23 protein-coding genes and 2 pseudogenes are annotated in these 19,562 nt (G+C 57.4%); 13 read left to right on the forward strand and 12 right to left on the reverse strand.

Annotated features, from left to right (window positions below; all coding sequences use genetic code 11):
* Positions 1 to 17: 17 nt before the first annotated feature.
* On the reverse strand, positions 18 to 386 hold the full coding sequence (locus A7X65_RS41445) for a hypothetical protein (protein WP_156527615.1): 369 nt from the start codon (positions 384 to 386) through the stop codon (positions 18 to 20).
* Positions 387 to 651: 265 nt separating this feature from the next.
* Here A7X65_RS41445 and A7X65_RS03290 point away from each other — a divergent pair, with 265 nt between their 5' ends.
* A complete protein-coding gene (locus A7X65_RS03290; protein WP_063682898.1) occupies positions 652 to 963 on the forward strand; it encodes a DUF736 domain-containing protein in 312 nt (103 codons plus the stop codon).
* Positions 964 to 1,582: 619 nt separating this feature from the next.
* Positions 1,583 to 1,891, forward strand: a complete 309-nt coding sequence (locus tag A7X65_RS03295; RefSeq protein ID WP_063682899.1) for a DUF736 family protein — start codon at positions 1,583 to 1,585, stop codon at positions 1,889 to 1,891.
* A 1,757-nt stretch (positions 1,892 to 3,648) separates the two neighbouring features.
* Here the strand turns inward: A7X65_RS03295 and A7X65_RS03305 are convergent.
* On the reverse strand, positions 3,649 to 4,119 hold the full coding sequence (locus A7X65_RS03305; RefSeq protein WP_156527616.1) for a hypothetical protein: 471 nt from the start codon (positions 4,117 to 4,119) through the stop codon (positions 3,649 to 3,651).
* Between the two features lie 251 nt (positions 4,120 to 4,370).
* Between A7X65_RS03305 and A7X65_RS03310 the strand changes: the two genes are divergently transcribed.
* The 5 genes from A7X65_RS03310 to A7X65_RS03335 all read left to right on the forward strand — a co-directional run bounded on the left by A7X65_RS03310 (position 4,371) and on the right by A7X65_RS03335 (position 8,198).
* The gene (locus A7X65_RS03310) at positions 4,371 to 4,634 is read left to right on the forward strand and encodes a helix-turn-helix domain-containing protein (protein ID WP_063682902.1); all 264 of its coding nucleotides are present in this window, start codon (positions 4,371 to 4,373) and stop codon (positions 4,632 to 4,634) included.
* Positions 4,635 to 5,805: 1,171 nt separating this feature from the next.
* Positions 5,806 to 6,060, forward strand: coding sequence for a hypothetical protein (locus A7X65_RS03315; protein WP_063684778.1), 255 nt, complete (start codon positions 5,806 to 5,808; stop codon positions 6,058 to 6,060).
* Positions 6,061 to 6,325: 265 nt separating this feature from the next.
* Positions 6,326 to 6,724, forward strand: a complete 399-nt coding sequence (locus A7X65_RS03325) for a hypothetical protein (RefSeq protein WP_063682903.1) — start codon at positions 6,326 to 6,328, stop codon at positions 6,722 to 6,724.
* Positions 6,725 to 6,726: 2 nt separating this feature from the next.
* The gene (locus A7X65_RS03330) at positions 6,727 to 7,524 is read left to right on the forward strand and encodes a hypothetical protein (protein ID WP_063682904.1); all 798 of its coding nucleotides are present in this window, start codon (positions 6,727 to 6,729) and stop codon (positions 7,522 to 7,524) included.
* A 227-nt stretch (positions 7,525 to 7,751) separates the two neighbouring features.
* Positions 7,752 to 8,198: a hypothetical protein gene (locus A7X65_RS03335; protein ID WP_063682905.1), complete on the forward strand. Its 447-nt coding sequence runs from the start codon at positions 7,752 to 7,754 to the stop codon at positions 8,196 to 8,198.
* 568 nt (positions 8,199 to 8,766) lie between these two features.
* Here A7X65_RS03335 and A7X65_RS03345 read toward each other — a convergent pair.
* From A7X65_RS03345 to A7X65_RS03380, 8 genes are all read right to left on the reverse strand, one after another.
* Positions 8,767 to 9,705, reverse strand: coding sequence for a DUF4238 domain-containing protein (locus A7X65_RS03345; RefSeq protein WP_082884813.1), 939 nt, complete (start codon positions 9,703 to 9,705; stop codon positions 8,767 to 8,769).
* A 77-nt stretch (positions 9,706 to 9,782) separates the two neighbouring features.
* A complete protein-coding gene (locus tag A7X65_RS03350; protein WP_063682908.1) occupies positions 9,783 to 9,986 on the reverse strand; it encodes a hypothetical protein in 204 nt (67 codons plus the stop codon).
* A 147-nt stretch (positions 9,987 to 10,133) separates the two neighbouring features.
* Positions 10,134 to 10,592 (reverse strand): hypothetical protein, encoded by a 459-nt coding sequence (locus A7X65_RS03355; protein ID WP_063682909.1) that lies wholly within the window; start codon positions 10,590 to 10,592, stop codon positions 10,134 to 10,136.
* Between the two features lie 44 nt (positions 10,593 to 10,636).
* On the reverse strand, positions 10,637 to 11,413 hold the full coding sequence (locus tag A7X65_RS03360) for a hypothetical protein (protein WP_063682910.1): 777 nt from the start codon (positions 11,411 to 11,413) through the stop codon (positions 10,637 to 10,639).
* Positions 11,414 to 11,878: 465 nt separating this feature from the next.
* On the reverse strand, positions 11,879 to 12,169 hold the full coding sequence (locus A7X65_RS41450) for a hypothetical protein (protein WP_156527617.1): 291 nt from the start codon (positions 12,167 to 12,169) through the stop codon (positions 11,879 to 11,881).
* Between the two features lie 9 nt (positions 12,170 to 12,178).
* Positions 12,179 to 13,165 carry a GTP pyrophosphokinase gene (locus A7X65_RS03370; protein ID WP_063682912.1) on the reverse strand — a complete coding sequence of 329 codons (987 nt, stop codon included), beginning with the start codon at positions 13,163 to 13,165 and terminating at the stop codon, positions 12,179 to 12,181.
* The gene (locus A7X65_RS03375) at positions 13,162 to 14,226 is read right to left on the reverse strand and encodes a nucleoid-associated protein (protein ID WP_063682913.1); all 1,065 of its coding nucleotides are present in this window, start codon (positions 14,224 to 14,226) and stop codon (positions 13,162 to 13,164) included. Before A7X65_RS03375 ends, A7X65_RS03370 begins: the two co-directional genes overlap by 4 nt.
* Positions 14,227 to 14,625: 399 nt before the next feature.
* The gene (locus A7X65_RS03380) at positions 14,626 to 14,913 is read right to left on the reverse strand and encodes a site-specific integrase (protein ID WP_063682914.1); all 288 of its coding nucleotides are present in this window, start codon (positions 14,911 to 14,913) and stop codon (positions 14,626 to 14,628) included.
* Between the two features lie 153 nt (positions 14,914 to 15,066).
* Here A7X65_RS03380 and A7X65_RS03385 point away from each other — a divergent pair, with 153 nt between their 5' ends.
* The 6 genes and pseudogenes from A7X65_RS03385 to A7X65_RS43080 all read left to right on the forward strand — a co-directional run.
* Positions 15,067 to 15,306 (forward strand): zincin-like metallopeptidase domain-containing protein, encoded by a 240-nt coding sequence (locus A7X65_RS03385; RefSeq protein ID WP_063682915.1) that lies wholly within the window; start codon positions 15,067 to 15,069, stop codon positions 15,304 to 15,306.
* On the forward strand, positions 15,303 to 15,413 hold the full coding sequence (locus A7X65_RS43780) for a hypothetical protein (protein WP_430642670.1): 111 nt from the start codon (positions 15,303 to 15,305) through the stop codon (positions 15,411 to 15,413). The genes A7X65_RS03385 and A7X65_RS43780 overlap by 4 nt, the downstream gene beginning before the upstream one ends.
* A 74-nt stretch (positions 15,414 to 15,487) precedes the next feature.
* Positions 15,488 to 15,811 (forward strand): annotated as a pseudogene (locus A7X65_RS43785) (zincin-like metallopeptidase domain-containing protein); the annotation flags it as partial.
* A gap of 97 nt (positions 15,812 to 15,908) precedes the next feature.
* Positions 15,909 to 16,145: a hypothetical protein gene (locus A7X65_RS03390; protein ID WP_156527618.1), complete on the forward strand. Its 237-nt coding sequence runs from the start codon at positions 15,909 to 15,911 to the stop codon at positions 16,143 to 16,145.
* 57 nt (positions 16,146 to 16,202) lie between these two features.
* Entirely contained in the window at positions 16,203 to 17,660 is a 1,458-nt protein-coding gene (locus A7X65_RS03395) for a hypothetical protein (RefSeq protein ID WP_063682917.1), read from the forward strand.
* Between the two features lie 175 nt (positions 17,661 to 17,835).
* A pseudogene (locus tag A7X65_RS43080) lies at positions 17,836 to 18,029 on the forward strand (nucleotidyl transferase AbiEii/AbiGii toxin family protein); the annotation flags it as partial.
* A 239-nt stretch (positions 18,030 to 18,268) separates the two neighbouring features.
* Here the strand turns inward: A7X65_RS43080 and A7X65_RS03400 are convergent.
* Both A7X65_RS03400 and A7X65_RS03405 read right to left on the reverse strand, forming a co-directional pair.
* Positions 18,269 to 19,330, reverse strand: a complete 1,062-nt coding sequence (locus tag A7X65_RS03400; RefSeq protein WP_063682918.1) for an aromatic ring-hydroxylating oxygenase subunit alpha — start codon at positions 19,328 to 19,330, stop codon at positions 18,269 to 18,271.
* On the reverse strand, positions 19,327 to 19,530 hold the full coding sequence (locus A7X65_RS03405) for a hypothetical protein (RefSeq protein ID WP_063682919.1): 204 nt from the start codon (positions 19,528 to 19,530) through the stop codon (positions 19,327 to 19,329). Before A7X65_RS03405 ends, A7X65_RS03400 begins: the two co-directional genes overlap by 4 nt.
* Positions 19,531 to 19,562 lie beyond the last annotated feature (32 nt).

A 19,562-nucleotide genomic window follows, 5' to 3' on the forward strand; every position in this document is an offset into this window, starting at 1 on the left:
ACCTCACGGTGCGCGGCCTATTCAATTGAAGCGAAGCGGCGATCGCTCACGTTAGCTCGTCTCCAAAGGCGGGCCAGGATCGGTCTGATCTGCGCCACTTGTAGCGGCCAGCGAGGCTGTGCTGCGCCTCCTTTTGCACAGCGAGCGATCGGGCTGAGCGCGTTGATCGCGTCCCAACCACGCGTGCCGAGATTGCTGTCGCGAAGGCGCTCCTCCATGCAGTGCCGTCGATTTCCCCGCAAAAAATGTCGTCGGATCGCTTTGATTTGCTCCGTGAGTCGTCCTTGGATTGATGCACCGACGTCTCTTTTTTCGGACCGATGCCGCCGTTCTCCGATGCTGTGGAGAGTGTTGGCAGCCATGATAATCGCCGTCAGTCCGGTCATGGGCTCGCGTCCAACGCACCCTCGATTGGCTGATCAGGCCCGAGGGACGGCAAGAGCCTCGATCGCCTTCCCGCAACAGCTCACGCCTGCTTTTTTCCCCTGCCGCCTGGCGGCGGCATTCCTCGCGCAAGACAAAAAAGCAGGCTTTCGCCGTCCTCCGCTGCGCTGCGGGCCCAAGGGCTGCGGGCCGATCGCTCCCCGGGCCCAAGATCGCCATCGAGGCCGCGATGGGCGCGGCCCGAACAACAGACAGACGGAGATTATCATGGCGACCATCGGCACTTTCACCGCTTCGGACAACGGCTACACCGGTTCGATCAAGACGCTCACGCTCAACATCAAGGCCAAGTTCACGGTGTCCGAGAAGGACAACGACAAGGCTCCCGACTTCAGGATTTTCGCCGGAGCGACCGAGTTCGGCGCCGCCTGGAAGAAGACCGTTCGCGATAGCGACCGCGAATATCTCTCGGTCAAACTGGACGATCCGAGCTTTCCGGCTCCGATCTACGCCTCGCTGGTCAAGATCGAAGGCGAGGACGGTTTCAGCCTGATCTGGTCGCGACGCAGCGGCGACTGATCACTTCGGATCAACAGCCCCGCCTCTTCGGAGGCGGGGCTTTTTGCGTGCTCTGCGCCGCTTTAAAGGGGGAGGAAGGGCATTTTGTCCCTCAAAAGAAAGGTACAAAGCCGCGGATCCGCGGCGTGCCTTGAAGGCGCTCAACCCAGAATTAATCGGTCTTTTGGAGGCGTTCTTGCTGAATGGTTCGCGAGTTCAATCGTCATTAGCGCGGCGACTAGCGGCCCGATCGCCGGCGCCAGAGCGATGCTTCCAATGCGAAACCGGGCCTCTAGCCAGGCGAGCCAGTCGGGTATGGATCGCGCCTCGAACCATTGCCTGCGCGCCGTTTGCACGTGCGAATGGGCGCTCCGCGGCAAGGCCTGACACCTTCGTCTGTAGGGCACGATTCCCTGCTTCTGGCGCCACGACCTATGGCAGCCGTCCCCCATCCGAAACCCTCGTACGCTTCTTTTTTCCCCGCCGGCGAGCCGGTTCCTCGCGGTCGCTTCGCTGCAAAAAAGGAACGGACTAGGGTGCGCCGCTGCGCTTCGCCCCGAGGGTTCGGATGGGTGCCGGCCGCCATGACGGTCTCGCCATCGCAGGGCATCGGCCCCTGCGGCAACGAAGGAGACAGACCATGACCGCGATCGGATTCGTCACCCGCACAATTCACGGCGGCTTCAGCGGCGAGCTCAAACTTCTGCCCATCTGCACCCATATCGACATCGTACCGAACCGCGATAAATCCGGCGATATGCCATCAGACTTCCGCATCTTCACCGAAGGTTTAGAGGTCGGATCCGGTCGGATCCTGTGCGGTGACGGTCGTGCAACTGACTACGTCAGCCTGTCACTTGCAGCACCTGGTCTGGGGGGCCGCAAGCTCTACGCCAACCTTGGCCGAGGGGGTGGCCTGCGCGGCGAACGCGGCTTCTTCCTGGTCTGAAACCCTGCCGACTAGGTCAAGATTCTGGGCTCCCGCGTTTTGCGCGGGAGCCTTTCTTGCCGCCAGGACGCCAGATTTCTCGATCAACGTCGACGGCTCCGGCGTCAAGAACTTACTCGGCCGACCAAAGAATCCTCATCGGTTCGTGGAGTTTCCGAGGCCAAATAGGCGATCTTTCGAGCTCGGATTTCTTGTGTTTCAGCCAAATATTGTCTCTCCAAACTGCTCGTCGTGCTTCCAAATTCTGCGGTTGGCGACGTTGTCTGGCATCGATGCCAGGACCTTGTCATAGCAGGGACAGGAAGCGAAAATGGCTGAGGTCAAGCGCATCACAAGCAAGCGTCCGACGGCTGCACATGGCATTTGGGCGATGCCTTCGGCCCGCGCTCTATTCGTCGCTTCGCTCCTCACCGAGCCACCCTATGGGTGTCTCGGCCCTTCGGGTAACGATCGCTATCGCAAGCGCGGCAAACAGTGGCACGCGCGCGGTTGAGCAGCTGGCGAAACGTTCGTTTCGACCGGAGAAATGCACTTGCGCGGAGTGGAATTTTCCCCGGAATTGAAGGTCGCTCGATGGCTTTTCTCGCTATTCCGATGCGGAAGATCGTTGCATTTCCACTAGAGTTTGCGGCCACTCTATAGGCCGTCGGGAGGCTCATATTGATGGCCTGGACACGTGCCGAGTGGTCAGCTTTTTTGCGTGTCGCTTGGATCGGCAAACGCGGGTGCGGCAAGATGAGGAAGAGTCAGCGAGCAACAAAGAGGAAGGGGAGCAATTGCAAGATAAAAGCAATGGTGCCTGATCGCTTCTAAGTCGTTGTCTGCACATCCAAGAGTTAGGGATACCGCAGGCCGCGATGTCGCCAACCGGGGATCTAGATGTCGCCAATGGGGACCTAAGGCAATGCACTGGTTCGCCGATTGCGTCAGCGACTGGGCAATAGTTCATTGGCTTTACATTTCCGCGGTCTTCTCAGCCGGGAAGCCCACGGCCATGCATGGCGCCGCCGCCGACGAGTTCGAAGCGAAGGTCGGTTGCATCGGCAGCCGCAGAGTCTGGAAGGCGACTGGATATCTTCGGCGCATTCGGCACGCCGTAGTGAAGGCCGCCGCAACGGCTCATCGCGCGACGTCTGAGGCGACTGGATTGACCGCGGATACACATAAGCTGCGGTGCTTGCCACTCGGGGACTACCAGAGGTTAGCGCCGAGTTGTGAACAAGGCGCGCATCGTGCGCATCAAGGCGGCTGGCACCAGTGCCCATCCGCGTGCGTCTGCGCTACGTGCAGAGCGACGGTGTCACGCGAGAGGGCGAGTCGGACGAACTCTGTGAGGGCGCGACCGCGCCGAAGGCAAGCTCTTCACCGAATGCAGCGAAAGGCGACTGCCATCAGTTCTGGTTCATGGTGGCGCCTGAGGATGGCACGGAGCTCTCTGGCCTGGGGCCCTTCATGCGCGACCGGATGGGGCAAGTGGAACACCTCGCCAACAGGCTCGGCTGGCCAGTAGCGGATCACTCCAACACCGGTCATCCGCACAGCCAGGCTATGCTCCGCCGCAGGAATGATGCGGGGCATGACCGCGTGCTTGCTCGGGACTACATCGCTGGCGGTACGCAGGCACGGGTTTAGCGCAGACCGTCGATCTCGGGGTCCGGACCTAGCAGCGGAATCTGGGCCGCGGGCATATCGCCACTCCGCAGCTACCGGGTACCGGGAACTTCTGAGCCGGGATCGTCTTCTCCCGATCCCGAGGTCTACGTCGTGAGCCCTTGAACGTGCATAGCGGCGAGGACGGCCTTTACCCGCTGCATGGAAGTCTCGAGTTCTTGGAGCAAGCTGTTCAGTTCGCGCGGGCTAGCCTCCTCCATGCGGAGATTGTCACCGTGCAAGGTGTTTTCAATCAGTTGGACCAGGGAAACTCCTTCGGAGCTGTGGCCAGGCGCGCCATGATCGTTTGGCAGTTCAGCTTCGGCGACAACTTTTCCGTCGATCGTCATTCGAACGGAAGCCTGCAACGGAATGAACTGGGCGACCGTCGAGGCCGGGATTTCAATGATTGCGAAGGGAACGCCTGTTTGCTTGGATCGGTATCCAAGGCGGAACGTGTCGTTCACGCGCACAAGGCTTTGGTGTCCAGGGAATTCAACGAAAGGTTCAAGATCTTCCATCATGAGTGGCGATGGTTTGTCGATTAGAGGAAAAGAGATGGGGGTCTGTTTCGACACCTGACACCGTCACTACTCGCTGCAGTCTTTCCTGCCTGGCGTGGAGGAGCTGGGTAGGTTTCTTCGAGCTTCCTCGTCTGAGCGCGTTCGCTCCCCGTACGGTCGTGCAGACGCTTTGCCATACCAAGTGCTGCTCAGATCTAATTGTATCACCTGTTGATCCTTCCGCTCGGAAGAGCAGTTCAAAAGCCTGCATAATAGTAGCACTATTGTCCGTGGTTTAATAGGCCCATGAATGGTCGCTTGCGCGCATGAAAGCGCAAGCCTTGGTGGCCAGAAATATCCGGCGACTGCGCGTTGGCCAGGGACTTTCGCAGGAGGCCCTTGCGGTCGACGCGGGAATCGACAGAACCTATGTCAGCCGTCTCGAGCGCGGGCTTGAAAACCCATCGGTGGCAGTGCTTGAGAAGTTGGCGGTTGCGCTGAAGGCATCCATCCCTGATCTATTTGCTGTCCCTGTGAAGGGAGACCTGCCGCCGCGTCCGCTTAGGGCAGGGCGACGGCCAAGGAACTAATCTCGGCTTCAAAGTGTGGGCGACGCGCTGATCGACCGGCAGGAGTGTTGCCTAGCGGGGTCGGTCAATTGTCTCGCACACCAGTGTTCAAGCCGCTGATTGATTGCGGATTCCTTGAATGTGTAGCGGACGCTAGCACGCCGCCAGCAGACGCTAGCCCTCACGCGCGCTCGCGAGAGGCAGAGACAGATAAAGAGACAGAAAACCCCTTACCCCTTAAACCAACGAAAGCCTCCCGTCGTGTATCAACGTCTGCAATCCGCCTTGAAGAATTTCTCGGCAACTCTCAGTACCCGCTCCCTGAGTGGACCAACTGGGCCTTCCAACAATTCGGATGGGACGTTCAACGCTGCGGCCTCGAATGGGAAGACTTCCGCGACTACTGGACCAGTGGCAACGCCGTCCACGGCGGTCGCAAGGCCGACTGACCCGCAACCTGGCGCTCTCACTGTCGTCGCTCCGCGAACTGCCGAGGAAGCCGTACATCTGGAGCGCGGCAATGAGCTAGAAAAGGTCATCGCCCCGATGTTCGCCGTGATGGACGTCTACACCGGGGCCAGGCCAAGCTGACGCTGCAGGTCGCTGAATGGTGCCGCTACCTCGAAGACTTCCCGCTTTATGCCATCCGCAAGGTCGCGAAGTGGACCGTGGTCGGCCGGACCAAGCTGCCCAGCGTCGCCGAGTTCATCGCCGATATCCGGCTGGCCATCGGCTCGGGGGTGCTGGAGCGGCAACGGCTCCTGAACGGCTTGGCCCGATCCTAAAAGTGGAAAGGGGACCCGTAGGTCCCCTCCCAGATTATCGACCTCGGAGAATTCTCCTTACAGCCCTGAAGCCTTCCTCGTGGAGGATTTCCCTGGCTTTCCTGACTGTTACCCCCATACCTTTTCCGCAGTTGGGGCAGGTGATCTTGGTGTCATTCGGACACTGCCACTCCCAGGAAATGGTCTGGGGTCCACAATCGTTACAACGGAAGATGAGGTTGGAAGGTATTTTAGTAGTGTTCATTTGTTACTCCTATATTTGTTTAAGTTATTGAATTCAATTAAGAATCCTTCTTATTTATCATCGCGGGCGGGTTCCCTCTCGTTTCCGTCTATCACGGTTCCGTGAAAATCCTGGACTTATGTTCTCTCTTTGTTCTTCTCTGATAGACAGCGAGGTGATGGGCATGGGAATCGACCCAGTCAGGAGCGAGATCGAGCACATGCGCCGGCAGGTGGGCCGCCAGCGGAAAGAGATCCTGGCGCTTCAGCGGGCCGGAATATCGACCGCTTCCGCGGAAGCGCTGCTGAGCCGGATGCTGGCCAAGATCGATGGGCTGTGTGACCAGCGCGACCTGCTACTGGGTGAGGAGCGGCTGAAGGGTCCAGCTTACGCTTCCGGCAACCCCCTCAAAAGCACTCCTGCGAACCGCAGGGCCTGATGGACAATCTGCGGCGCTTCCCGGCTCCCTGGACCATGGAGGAGCGCAAGGACAGCTTCGAGGTGAAGGACGCCAGCGGCTTCTCTGCGGCGTCCCCCATCGCGAAGATCTCCATCGCAACGGCTACCAGTACGCCCACCAGTTTTTATCACGCGAGGAAGCGCGGCGGATTGCGAAGGCGATCTCCCGGCTGCCCGAGTTGCTGAAGCGGCCGCAGTATTGAGCTGCCGCAACCTCCGGGCGATAATGGGCCGGGGGGAGCATCATGGAGTCGTTTCTGATCGTGCTGGTGATCGCTGGAGCATGGTACCTGTGGCAGCGGTCAAGGAATGTGGAGCGGGCGAAAGTCGCCAATGAGCGACTAGCAAAAGACAACCGCCTCTACGATCACATCAAGGCGGGGATGCGCGAATACCATTGGCGGGAGCGCGACCAGCCGCTGTGGCGGGCCAAGCACGGCGAAATGGTGTTCGAGACCGCTCATCTCCAAGCTTTTCACCTCGACCATTTCGTCGAGAGCCGTGTTGGCTTCTATTTCAAAGATCTCGACGAATACGGGATGTACAGCTTCTTCGCCGGCAACGGTGACGATTTCATCGAGAGCTATTACCGGACCGACAGCACCTTCCAGAAGGAAGGTATGCTTCTGCACGATGAGGACTGACGATGGATTGGGGATACATCCTGATTTTCGCTATGGGGACACTTGCTGGCTACGGGGTTCGTCCCAAGGCAAAGCCTGCATCGCAGGACACCTCCGTGTCATCGCGGGCATCGGCCGTCGACCGCAGCAATCTCATCCATGCATATGCGCGCGAGCTGTCCAACTACCTCATCGAGATAAACCCAGATCGTTATTGCACCATCTATAACCGGGCGCTCGCAGAGCAGGAAAAGCTGTTTGCCGCGGATGCAAAGGTGTGGGAGGCTCAACTCCTCATCCTCACCGAGCGATACCCGGTGTATGAGAACTTCGACTTCATCGGGACGCGCCCCTATATTCTCTACCGGGAGACCCTTGAACGCTATAGCGAAGACGACCTTGAGGAGCACTTCTTGAATCTGGTGAGATTCCACTCGCTGCAGCGTGCGGCGTCAGAGGAATGGCGCATGCAGATGCCGATGCTCAGCAAGAAAGAGGAAGACCATCTCTACGGTTACGTGCGGAAAGTGAAGGACTCGAAATTCAAGGAGCGGCTGAAGCAAGCGGTGAGGGAGTTCAACGCCGCGCGTCGGAGTGCACTGTCCAATTTTCAACTGTCTGACGGCAGCCAGCTCTATGAGTCGGCCGAGATGGCCGTTTACAAGCTCTATGACATCGCTGAAGTGGTGGAAGGGTTCTGGCTCAAGGACACTAACGAGTACGGCGTCCATTCCGTGTTTTACGGCGATGATAAATCCTACGAGAGCTTCTACCGGAGCGATCGGACATTCGAGAAGCGGGAAGTCCTGCACACACTTTGATGATGAGAATCGTTTGACGGGATTCTCTCCTCGGCTCGCGATTCTGCCATGCAGACATTCCAGCCCCGGAAGCGACCTGGCCCTAAGCCGGGCAGGGGGCCGTATGGCGAACCTACCGTCCCCCTTCGCGTGCCAGCCAAACTCGTGGACGAGATTAACGCGCTGATCCGCAAAGCCCGGCGCAAGCTTCCTCTCTACGTTGTGGGTAAACCAACAAAGCCCAGTGCTTGAGCCGCAAGTACGTGCTCGGATTGGACCTCGGAACAACCCTCGGCATATGCAGGGTGTATCTAGATGGAGCACTCGATGCCCAGGCACTTCGGTTTGAAGGCAACATCGGCAGCAGGACGGTCGGCGTTCACGGGGTCGTCCAGCGCTTCGGCGGACTGGATTGCATCGGCGCCTGCATCGAGGAGCCATTCTCCGGCCAGTTCTCAAGCGTCAAAGCTCTCTTCCCAATGCTCGGAGCTGCCGCACTCGCCTGCGAGCTGGCGGGGCTGCCATGGTCGACGATCCACCTCAGCAAGCTGAAGATCCACGCCACCGGCAACGCGAAGAAACCTGAGATGCAGGCGGCTGCGAAGGATCGTTGGGGCAAAAATCTAAATGAAGATGAGGCCGACGCGGCATGGGCTGCGGCGTTCGCATTGGATACCTCGCTCTTCGGCGCGTAATCAAACTCTGCTCAGCAAAGTTGTTGCGACCTTAGCAACTGCGCCACCATGCGCGTAGAGCGCCCAGGCGACGCCGCTCGCAATGATCACGGCAGCGACACCCTGCAGGACGATTCTAATTGCGACAGCCCACTGCAGAACGCTCGGCCTGTTCGTTGAGAACTTACCGTTCTTGTCCTGATAGCTGAACCTATATTCGGGAGATTCGTCAGTCACGGCACACCTCTTCATTTAAATTATGAGGTGAAACCGGAAGGACTAGAATCTGTGTACACCAAGCGGGTTACTGATCAATAGGGTACCCCTTCTTTTGTATCGCGATGAAATATCTTGTTACTGGCGGAGCAGCCTACGCGGCTTTTTCCGCCGCGTAACGGGTGCTGCGGAAGCCTTTAGTATCTAAGCAAAAACAAGACTCTGCGACGTGCCAGAAGCAGCCGTGAACATTGAATCTTTCAAGAATTCGCGAGCCTCACGGATGGCCGGCATGCGATGGCTGCATAATAGAGTCCGACTCACTCAACTAGGTCTGCGCCACGAGCTTTAAGCATTTCGACTTTGGCTTGCGCTACACGCTAAGCTTCTTGGCCAGAGGCGTAAGTTCTTTCCCCAAGATCGGCCCATCCTGAGACGAGAAAATGCTTGGATCGCTCGCAGCATCGGCGGACATCTGGCCGAGGATCAAAGCCTCCTGGGAGTGGTCGTGCGCCCAAACGTATTTGACGGCCCGCTGAACCAGCTGCTTGTTGCAGCTGTAGACCAGGTCGCGAATTGGTATGGCCTTGATCGAGTCCATGCCCTGTTGCGTGGTGGCGGCAACGAACAGCATTGTAGGGCTAAGCGGCATGGCGAGGTGGCTATCAACGTAGCCAAGCCCATTGGTCATCACGACAGGCCGGTCCGACGTGAGAAGGCGATATCTGTACTTTGTAAGGTCGAGGCACACCCACGTCATGCTGTGGATGAGCATGCCAATCGCGTCGTTTGCGATGAAGCGGCGAAGTTGGATTAGAGCATATTGCCGCGCCATGCCCGGGTTGTGATCACCCAGCGGCGGCTCGTTAGGGAAGTCGATAGTCCACTGCTTCTTCGCGTGCTCCCATTGCTCTTGCAAATCTTCGGTGAATTTCTCGAAGGTGTCGGCGACGGCCTTTGGTGACCGCATCAGGATGCTGAGCACGAACAGCGTCCAAGCCTCGCGCATGCGCGGCGTCATCTTTCCGCGCTGGAGCTGCCTCTGGTGCGCGTAGGCCGCCTGGTCGTCTACCTTCTTGAAGAAGGTCTGCTCAATCACTTTAACAAATTCTTCGGTGACGCCGGGCATTCGGTACAGCCCGCGCACGTACCCGGTCGCATCCGGGAATTTGTACTGAGGTTTGACAATGCCCTTGTAGGGGGTGCTGTACTCAATCAGCCACCTATCGGCTCGCTTCGCCCATTCTTTCGAAGACGGGGATGTAGCGATGCTTGGGGAGCTTGAACTCCTTGCCAGACATGATCGACTCATTTGCGGAGTGACCACAAACTAGTTGCTGGCTTGCAGCATTTCAACCTTGGCCTCGGCTCGACGGATGCCGGCTTTCACTAGAAGAGTTTGACGAAGCGAAGCACGGTTGCGGCGCCGCTGGTGTAAGCGAGCGACACAATTCCCAGGATCGCGATGCCGAGGGTCACGATCAGGAAGCGGAGCGGCCACTTAACCGCATTGATCGCATCGACACCCTTGGCCGAGACGCGGCTCTTCCCGATCTGCAGCAGCAGCTCCGGCGGTTTGGTCGCGGCGGTCATGGGGAGAATCCTCCTTAGAAATCAAATGATTACTACAGCGGAGGACAGGAGTATGAGGCCCCAGAATTTGAGTTTCGTCAAGAGGCAGGGATTCAGTTTTGAACGCCACACTTACCGTGTCTATGCGTTCGGAATTTCAAAATTCGCTTACCGCTTGCTGCTAAGCTCTTTCCACCACCGTGTCAGTGCTTGAGTCACCAAGTCAGAATTAAACACGATGCCGGTCTCGGCCTTTAGGTTTTCGATGATTTCCTTCAGCTCCGGCCGGCGGTTCGTGTTGATGAAGATACCATCGCGTTTGTTATGCGCGCCGGCTTCAGTGAAGAGAGACGTGCGAAGTGGTTCGCGGCGTTCAAGATCGATCTGCTTCTCGTCCAGAGAGTCCGCAGGGACACACCGGGCGAGAAACTGTTCCTGGATGCCAAACACCCGGAGCTGCACCGCGAGGTGTTCGAGCTGCCGGGACCAATCGGGCAGGCGAGAGAGGCCGTAATGCCTTTCAGGGGTGAAGGTGTGCTTGCGAGAATCGAATACCTTGGCCTTTGGGTGGCTCGGTATCTCGTCTTCGCTTGCAGGTCGCCCGCCGCTCAAAACAAAGAGCCTCACTTCATTCTATCAGATCGGGGCAGGCGGAATTGTAGCCGGAACGGCTACTTGGCCCAATCCAAGACCTCAATCGTGGTCTTCGTGATCCGCAGAGCGAGAGCGAACGCGAGAATAAATGGCCATGCGAATAGTCCGTGCGAAGATATCCGGACGTCGTCTGACGAGATAGGTGCGTGAAATCTGACAAAGTCCGAATCCAACTTGATCCTATCTTGCACGGTCCGGAGCTTTTCGATCTCTTCGCCTATCTGTCGGAAGGACTGCGTTCGGAGGGCGTCGTTTGAGTCCGGTGGCTTGATCTGACGAAGGTATCTATCGACAGCCAAGCTAAAATCGAGGCGCGTCTCGCTTTCGCTCTCTTCCTGCATATCTCTATTGAGCTTCTTTATTTGCTCGCAGTATAACGGAACTAGCTGCACCTTTTCCGGTATGCATGATGCATGCTGTAGGGCCTTTATCGTATCAAGGAGCTCTCGATACTCCTTGCCTAGAAGGCGACGCCCCTCATCTTGCACTTCCAACTGAGTATATTCGTATCGCTTATGCTGGTAATTTATGGCGAGAACGAAAACGCCGACCGCTGCAATTCCAAGATATACATAGTCGATCAACCGCGCCTTGGTAGGCGTGAGCTTCTTCATAGCTCCGAACCACCAGTGGAAGAGAAAGAAAAGCGCGAAGAACCAAGTTAAAAGACGCACCTCATAATCCGGACGTTCGACAAAAAAGGTCGAGCCATACAGCAGGACGAAAACGAACGTGCCGATCTGAGAAATCCGAACAAGCGTTTTCCTGTCGATAAGTCGCTTCCAAATCGCCATTCTCCGGACTCTCCGCTATTTGGCTCACCGAGCGAGAGCTGCCCAACGTGCGCTCCCTTTTCGCTTCTTCTTTGACAGCGCCTTTGCCATAGCGAGTCCGCCAGGTTTTTCCGCTTCTCGCGTATACATGGCTGCATAATAGCACGACGGCAAGTTGAGCGGTTGTTATCCACAACTACAAAACTTGCGTGCCGCTGCGCATATGCGACGATCAACGCAAGATGATCCGTGGCAGAGATGTAGTTCGACCGGGAAATGAAACAGGCGTGGCGGAATTAGACCTTTCTCGAATATTGAACGGCCGGCAGTCCTGACACCTCATCGGTGATAGCAACTAAATCTGAGAAAATGATCGCCTCTGCAACTCGCTTCGACGGTTCGTTATCAATGCTTACGATCGCCTCAACACAGAACGAGCTGATGCCGTTTCGGGACAGTCCATTCTTCAATTTAGCGATCGCGGCCTCAACGATTTTCTTGGCATAAACCTTTGCCGCGGTGATGGACTGGCACCGCTACGCCCGCCTGAAAGCAGGGAAGCCCATGAAGCGGCTCAGTCAGGACCATCACAGCCAACGCTTGAACCTCCCGACCATCGAGCTTCACGTAGGTAAACCCCGAAACGCCGGCCGTAGGTTCGTTGAAATGCACGAACAATTCGCGGTCGAGCTGTCCAGCTTGTAACTCTACCTCATTGCGAAGCAGGGCTTGTTGAAACGACACTAGGCCGTCCGTGGGGGCGGTCATACCTGCCATTGTCGCTCCTCAGCTATCAGGTGCGGCGAGCCCTAGGTCCGTATAGATTGGCTTCATTTCAGCCTTCGTAAGAGGCCACGCCTCTTGAGCGTCTGCAGGCCGTTTCGCCGCAACGAGATAGGCGAGCATTATACTCGGCTGGCGGAACAGCAGCTTGGTCGGCGCGCGCTCCCTGATGCGATCAAGTAGAAACGGTTTCTCTGCGAACAGCTCGCGCGCCATCAACGCGGGCTGTTCGCCGCCGAAGACCGCGAACGCGTCGTTTAGCAGGCCTTCCGCCCTCGTGATGTCCGGCGAGCGACCAACAAGCTCCCGATATAGAGCGTCCATTTCGATGGATAGCTTCTTGTTCGGAGCTACGTTGTTTTCGATCAACTCCATGAGCTGTTCGAAATAATCGTTCGTGGCCTCGATAAGCGCCATGCTCTTGGCGGCGGCACGATGCATGTCGGGCGTATCGACGACGCTCGGCTTGTAGATCGTATCGTGCGTCAGTTCGCTATGAGCATGCTGAAGGATTGTCCGTACCTGAATCTCACAGGGCGTTCCTGCCGTCACCGTGAGCCCGCCAACATCTTTGCTGGCCTTGCAGCGGACAACGTAGTGGACGGATTGATACTTGAACTCATACGGACTTTTCGCCCGTTCCTCCTCGTAATCCTTGTCCTTGGAAGCCTCCCACTCTGAGCATGCCTCTATGGCATGACACACGGTCGCGATTTCCTTCGCGAGAAGCACGACGAACCGAACGCCGACCTTGTCGGTGATCTGCGCAAGGGGATCAGCGTAATTCTTGTCTCGATAAAAAGCCTTCGTCAGGATCGAGCCGTCGCCTTTGACACGCGGACTCGCCGGCATACGCACGAAAATGTCGGCTGACAGCGGCGCGATGAGCGGTGAAATTTCTTGCATGAGTTTCTGAGCGACAAACTTTCCCCACGCCTCAACGAGAGGTCGTTCTTGATACCAGCGCTCTAGGAACTCTTCCTCTGTCATTCTTGCGTCTGAATGCGGTCTTTAATCGTGATGATCGTCCATTGGCCCGGCGGCCCCGGTGCTGTGCCCTTGGCCTCGACCGTTTCCATGGTGATCAAATCCTTGAAGGACTCGGGCGGCGCGCTCAGCTCGATGCTTCCCGAGAAGCGAACACGTCTCTTACGCAACTGACTACGGACTTCGGAGATGTCTTTCTGAACGGCATTCAGGGGGAAGTTCTTGCCCTGCATGAAGTTTGTATAGTCGTCCCGCGCCTCAGTGGGCAGGTAAGCCGTTGAGAAATTGTTAACCTGGATCGTCGGCGTTTGGTCCACCTTCAGGTACGTGTACAGCGAGGTCAGAAGGTCGTCCCTGACTTCTGGCTTGACCGGCAGTGACCGAATGAAGGTTCGCGTGTGGTCGAAGAAAACGCGTGTCAGGTGCGCGCTGTTTTGAGGGATCTGGCAGCCAAGAAATGTGCCGAAGAAGTATTTCGCCGCACCCTCACGGTTCTGCGTCGTCATCTGACTATCGTAGACGTGCGCGGTCCAACCCTGTGGCAGGGTTTGCCCCGCCGTCATCTGCACGAAGAAGCCAATCTTGTAGAGCTTCGAGGCCGGTGTCAGGAACAGGTCTTTGAAAAAGTCTAGTGCTGTTCCGTGTTCTCGAAAGCCACTCTGTTTTTCCGCTTTGATGACGGCCACAAATGGGCATGGAGTGGCGCCGATCGTTCCCGAAAACACCACCAGCTTTCCGCCCGGAAGGTTTTTTGCAAGTTGTGCATTTGCTAGTTTGTCAGCGAACTTCACCGAATTTGCGACGAACGCCGCGTCGGGTATACCGACAAGAGATAACGCGAGGGCCACAGCGCTTTCCGGTCCCGCTTCGGCGATCTCCATTTCCATGCTTTGCGAAACGGCCCCCATCGCATCGACGACACGTTCCTTGAACATATCCATAGCTTCAGGAGGCAGGGCGATCAGTTGCGCGCCGTAATGGGGGGGCACCAGCGAGCCATCGAGGCGGCGCTTAAACACTTCATGCAGCACAACGCGTGCCACGACCAGATTTTCGAATGGCATTCAGACCCCACTAGTTGTGGGGAGGTTACCGAACCACCTCCGAAGGTGTCGAGACCGTCAAAAGTTCCATATGTTCGTGTTTTGTTCTATCAACTGCGAAGCGATGATACAAGCGTTTTCTCGTGAGTTTTCTTGCATTTCCCCTAGCCAGACAGTGCGACCGAGGGCGTGGGCGGCGGCGGGCTCCGACCGAAGCCTTATGCGGCGCAGTGGCATGCGAAGCGGCGGGAAGAAGTCGGCGCGCCGAGGGCAGCGCCGGCAGAGTGCGCTGAGATCAGCTTCACCCGAGCGGACGTAACCGCAGCTATCTTCGCAGTTGGCGCACGGACTCTTTCGAAGCGTAATGCGGCGTAGGCTCATCATGTGGTCCTCAGGTTGAAGCCAGCAGAGAGACCCGCGCTACGCGGCACGGGCCAGGGTTTGAAGGAACGGCTCCAACTTTGTCTCGATCGCGGTCCGTATCTTGGGCAGGTACTTTGCCAACATGTAGACCTCTGCCACGGCACTCACGATTCGGTCAGCTTGGTTGCCGATGGCGCCCATCGAGGGATTGAGCAACCGTTCGACGATGTGCGGCTCGACCTCCGTCTCGGCCAAGCCGGTCCTGAACGTCCGGCGCAAGTCGTGAAGGCGCCACGCTTCCACTCCGTCGCCGAGGCGCTTTTTGTACTTGCTCCACCCGGACATCCGCCGTTTATCTGAGAACTTCGGGGGAAGAGCAGGTCCGTCGAGTTGAGGCGAGGGCAGGCTTCGAGCTCGGCTGCGACCATGTCCCCGTGCGGGAAGGTGTGCTCCCGAGAGTTTTTGCAGAGCCACTCGCGTAAATGCGCACACGGGTTCATGGTCGTCTATACCGACAAGATGCTGCGAACGAAGATCGATGACGTGTCGAGTGAAGAGACCGCTTACGCTGTTCCGGTTCTGAAAGCTTACACGGTCTTGAATATCAAACAGATCGAAGGCTTACGGGAGTTTTCTATGCGCCAGCCGCGCCGCGCCTCGATCCCGTTCAACGCGTTGCTCGCGCTGGTGCGTTCTTCGCCGCGATCAAGCCCGACATGCGCCATAGTGGCGCGATGACGTACTACAATTTTGTGCGACACTTCGTGCAGATGATGACGCCATTCGAGTACTTTTGTGGCGCGGAAGGCTATTACGCGACGCTCGCGCATGAATGCACGCACTAGACGCGGCACCCTTCGCGCCTCGATCGCGATCTCGGTCGCAATCGCGTTGGCGATGAAGATGTGCGACCGAACAATTCGTGGCCGAACTCGGCGCGCCTTTTGTTTGCGCTGATCTTGACCTCTCCTTGGCCAATCGTGACGACCATGCGCCCCACATCGCGTCTTGGATGAGATTCCTGAAGAACGACGCGCGTGCGATATTTTTCGGCGCCGGCGCTTGCTCAACGCGCGACCAACTATCTATACGGTTCGTTAATTGCTCGCCTCGTCTGAAGGGGCGTGCCGATCACCTGGCGTTTGGCGGAACGAGAGTTGACGATGAGAACGCAATTGCTTGCGCACTACCTGACGAAACGGCAATGTTTTCAGATAAGCTGAAACCGGCGGCCGTTGGATAGTCTGTTAGTGCTCTAAGGGCGACTACGAAACGGCTTGCTCTTCGCAGCTCTATGTCCAATGGCCGGCTAGTCTAGTCAGGCGCATCAGGAGGTTAAGATGGAAAGTAAATTTTCCAAGATGAGCAAAGCTGAGGCTGTCGAAGCCACCAAGCTCTGTGATCAGCAAATCATAGTGTTGCAAAAATATTCGGCAGACCTGGAAGCGGGCGCCGTTAGCTCTCCGGCCAATCCAATGCGAAGGATCGAACTCATCGAAACCAATGGGAAGCTGATCAAGGCAAAGCTCGAGGAAATTGAAGAGCTCAACAAGGAGCTAGCGCGAAGAATCGGGTAAGTTAGTTTACGGCTAGATAGCGGCCGTTTACGAAGGTGAGGTCGCTGCTTTCGAGTCGTGGCCATCAAGATCGTAATCGGGCAATATACTATGCGAAGAGTCGTGTTCTATTCGTGGCAGTCCGATCTGCCAAACTCTACCAATCGCAGCTTTATACAGCGAGCGCTCGAATTTGCAGCTGCGGCCATCGCTGGCGACGACGGCGTTGCGGTGGAGCCGGTGATTGACCGTGATACCGAGGGTGTCGCAGGGTCTCCCGATATTGCCGCGACGATTTTCGCGAAGATCGCAGAGGCCGATGTTGTGGTCGTTGACGTTTCCATAATCAACAAAGCAACGGGTGGCAGGCCGGTACCCAATCCAAATGTATTGATAGAGCTCGGCTATGCGCTGAGAGCAATCGGCTACGAGCGGATCATTCTGGTCTTCAATCGAGCGTATGGCGCGATCGAGGATTTGCCGTTCGATTTACGAACGCGTCGTATTCTCACGTACGATGTCGCGCAGGATGCTGTCGAAAAAGCCGCGGTTCGTTCGGACCTTTCGAAACGATTGGACGTTGCGCTTCGGGCGGCGCTCGCTGGATTGCCGGTCGTTGGAGAAGAATCGGCGGTCTTGCCTGTGATTGCAGCGATCGAAGCGAGCCAAGGCAACCGTGCCGCCATCTTACGTCGTTCCTTAACCTCGATCCTGGAGAAGCTTGATACTTTGAAACCTGCAAGAGATTCAGCGGGCGACTGGATAGAAGAACTGGAGAAGGCGCTGAACGAGAGCCAGGCGCCGATACTCGAATTCTCCATGATTGCGGAGGCCATTGCGATTATGAATGACACCGCGGCGGGATTGGAATGCTACCGGTGGTTCGGCAAAGTCTTGGAGCGATACGATCTGCCCGAAGGCTTCTCGGGATCCTTTTTCGACGAAGACTTTGATTATTATAGGTTCGTCGGCCATGAGCTTATGGTGACGCTCATTGCATGCTTGTTGCGCGAGAGTCGGTACGCTTTGATCGCGGAAATTCTGCTAGAGTCGCTGCCTGTGGGCTATCTCCGTCGTACAGGTGGGCCAGGCAGTCGCGAATGGTCGGACGCATCCGCCCACATCCGCACGTTTGGAGCGGTAAACAGGCAGCGACAAAGAAACTCTGTCCACGCCGATATTCTCCATGACCGCCACACCTCTGGCAGCTTGGCAGCAATTGTGCCGGCGGAGAGTTTCATTGCTGCCGACTTCTTCCTGTTTTTGCGCAGCGTGTTGCCTCCAGAAATGCGGGGGGCTCACTCGTCTTGGCGGCCGTGGAGCTGCCTCTATTTAAAAGGTGCACCTCGGTTCTTACTCGATGCAGAGCGAAAAACGCGCGCTGAAGAACTTGCACGAACGTTGGACGTCCCTTCCATCGATGAACTCAAGCGGCGTCTCTTGGAACGCGGGCACGACATAGGTCATCTTTTCAGCAACGGTTTCTGGGACTACCCCATCAGCCAAAAAGACGTGGAACGCATCGGTAGCCGGTAAAGCCCCGCCCGTGCCTCCGCTCCTAGGACCGCGACCATACAGGCGTTGTCTCTGTTGGACCGATCAGGCATCCATACAACTATATGGTCACACAGAGCTAGGCCACGGCAAACGCATGTTCGTGAGAGTAGTATCCTCGATCCGGCCAACCAGATAACGGTCCCGGACGACCTCGATGGTCTTCGCTTACATCTATGAGGAGCAAGTTGCGCTCCTGTACGCGTACTTCCGATCGTCAGCCAGGAGAAATGCTTTGGCACCGCGATCAATCTGTTCGTTCGCGATATGCCGCGGCTCTCCGTCCAATATCGATCTCACATACCTCCCAATGGGGACCGAGCGAGGTCGTTCGCCGATATCGATGCCGCCGGGCCACCTGGATCCAAAAATGCAATTCCGAGGTTGAGCCGTTGGCGTGCATACACTGCGGGCGAGATCAGAGCAGCGAGAGCGGAACGCGACTGCCTCACGAACGAAATGTGGACATATCTGGTGCGGCGCCCGCGCTGCGAGCAACGAGCACGACGTAAGCTATTGATCACGTTGGTGGGCCCGGCAGGACTCGAACCTGCAACCAGACCGTTATGAGCGGTCAAGGTATTGGATATCTAAGTGTGATTATGCACCCCGTGCAGAGCTAGCAATTCTCGCAGGTCGCGGATGGCGGGAAAAACCTCCTGATTCCAGTCTCCGCCCTGCACGTCGTAGGCGGCCTGTTCCATCTCGACGATCGCGCGATCCTCGTCGAAGACGCGGTCAGTGAATTTGGCTAGGAATGGCCAAGCCAGCTCGAGCAGGCCGGGGATTTTCGGCCGACGGACGGAGAGCATGATGAACGTTCGGTTCTTGCGTTGTTGGACATCGACAGGCGTATAGCCGAGCCAGACATGCAGGACCGGATGCTCGCCTGAGGTCCAGAGACGCAGGGATTGGTGCGGGTAGTCCGTCCGGATCGTCATGAGGTCGCGCGGTGCGGCAGAGGGGGCGCGGAGACTGCCCACGATCATGCTCTCACCAAGCGGAGCACGTTCGCCGGGGCGGCGGAAGCTGTAGTCCAGCTCCATCCAGCCTTTACCCGATCGCTGGCCGAGATAGCGAGGGCTGACTTTTCCGGTGGTCTGTCGGTGCAGGAACTGATGGTTCATGTCCATCAGGTTCTCGTGCATGAACGTGTAGTGGCAATTGACGAATTGTCCGAACCGTCGCGTCTTGTAGGCGCGATCCGCAGCGGCCCCGAGCGTTGTAGGCGGCGGCTTGGCTAGCAATCGGCCCGGCCATACCAGAACGACGCCATCCAGTTCGCAGCACGGATAGGCGCACACGCCGTTCGGAAGTTTGTCCTTGCCGAGATAGGGAACGTCGACGCAACGGCCTGAGGAGTCGTAGCTCCAGCCGTGATAGCAGCAGTGCAGATGACAATCCTTGACGACGCCCTTCGACAGCGGGACCTGCCGATGCGCGCAGCGATCTTCCAGCGCGAACAGATCGCCGGCCTCGGTGCGAACGATGACGATGGGTTCACCCGCAAACGAGGAGGCGAAGGCACGTCCGCGCTTCACCTCTTGCGACCATGCCAGGGGATACCAGTGATCGGGGTGTGAACCCACTTGTCTCAAGTCGGCCGGCGCCTGATTTGCATCGGTGCCGGCCGCATTTCTAACGGAGTTCACGGATTGGACGCCCCCGACGTGCCGAGGTGAATCGCGAGGATCTCTTCGGGGGTCTCCCGAACCTCGATCGTCTGAGCCCCGCTGCCGACGAACTCCAGGATCGTCTTGTCGCCATCGCGCCACATCCCGCCGACCAGCGAGATATTGACGTGATAAGGCTTACCGCCGTCAAAACGGGTACATTTGATCCAGAAGCGCATCGGCAGTCTCCGTTTGGGGCCGAGGAGAGAGT

The sequence above is a fragment of the Bradyrhizobium stylosanthis genome (assembly GCF_001641335.1).
In the GTDB taxonomy this organism is placed as follows: Bacteria; Pseudomonadota; Alphaproteobacteria; order Rhizobiales; family Xanthobacteraceae; genus Bradyrhizobium; species Bradyrhizobium stylosanthis.

Bases quoted from the DNA above. Each gene is read 5' to 3' on its own strand.
- A7X65_RS41445 (WP_156527615.1), bottom strand. From the start codon at position 386: ATGACCGGACTGACGGCGATTATCATGGCTGCCAACACTCTCCACAGC.
- A7X65_RS03290 (WP_063682898.1), top strand. From the start codon at position 652: ATGGCGACCATCGGCACTTTCACCGCTTCGGACAACGGCTACACCGGT.
- A7X65_RS03295 (WP_063682899.1), top strand. From the start codon at position 1,583: ATGACCGCGATCGGATTCGTCACCCGCACAATTCACGGCGGCTTCAGC.
- A7X65_RS03310 (WP_063682902.1), top strand. From the start codon at position 4,371: ATGAAAGCGCAAGCCTTGGTGGCCAGAAATATCCGGCGACTGCGCGTT.
- A7X65_RS03315 (WP_063684778.1), top strand. From the start codon at position 5,806: ATGGGAATCGACCCAGTCAGGAGCGAGATCGAGCACATGCGCCGGCAG.
- A7X65_RS03325 (WP_063682903.1), top strand. From the start codon at position 6,326: ATGGAGTCGTTTCTGATCGTGCTGGTGATCGCTGGAGCATGGTACCTG.
- A7X65_RS03330 (WP_063682904.1), top strand. From the start codon at position 6,727: ATGGATTGGGGATACATCCTGATTTTCGCTATGGGGACACTTGCTGGC.
- A7X65_RS03345 (WP_082884813.1), bottom strand. From the start codon at position 9,705: ATGAGTCGATCATGTCTGGCAAGGAGTTCAAGCTCCCCAAGCATCGCT.
- A7X65_RS03350 (WP_063682908.1), bottom strand. From the start codon at position 9,986: ATGACCGCCGCGACCAAACCGCCGGAGCTGCTGCTGCAGATCGGGAAG.
- A7X65_RS03360 (WP_063682910.1), bottom strand. From the start codon at position 11,413: ATGGCGATTTGGAAGCGACTTATCGACAGGAAAACGCTTGTTCGGATT.
- A7X65_RS41450 (WP_156527617.1), bottom strand. From the start codon at position 12,169: ATGGCAGGTATGACCGCCCCCACGGACGGCCTAGTGTCGTTTCAACAA.
- A7X65_RS03370 (WP_063682912.1), bottom strand. From the start codon at position 13,165: ATGACAGAGGAAGAGTTCCTAGAGCGCTGGTATCAAGAACGACCTCTC.
- A7X65_RS03375 (WP_063682913.1), bottom strand. From the start codon at position 14,226: ATGCCATTCGAAAATCTGGTCGTGGCACGCGTTGTGCTGCATGAAGTG.
- A7X65_RS03380 (WP_063682914.1), bottom strand. From the start codon at position 14,913: ATGTCCGGGTGGAGCAAGTACAAAAAGCGCCTCGGCGACGGAGTGGAA.
- A7X65_RS03385 (WP_063682915.1), top strand. From the start codon at position 15,067: ATGGTCGTCTATACCGACAAGATGCTGCGAACGAAGATCGATGACGTG.
- A7X65_RS43780 (WP_430642670.1), top strand. From the start codon at position 15,303: ATGACGTACTACAATTTTGTGCGACACTTCGTGCAGATGATGACGCCA.
- A7X65_RS03390 (WP_156527618.1), top strand. From the start codon at position 15,909: ATGGAAAGTAAATTTTCCAAGATGAGCAAAGCTGAGGCTGTCGAAGCC.
- A7X65_RS03405 (WP_063682919.1), bottom strand. From the start codon at position 19,530: ATGCGCTTCTGGATCAAATGTACCCGTTTTGACGGCGGTAAGCCTTAT.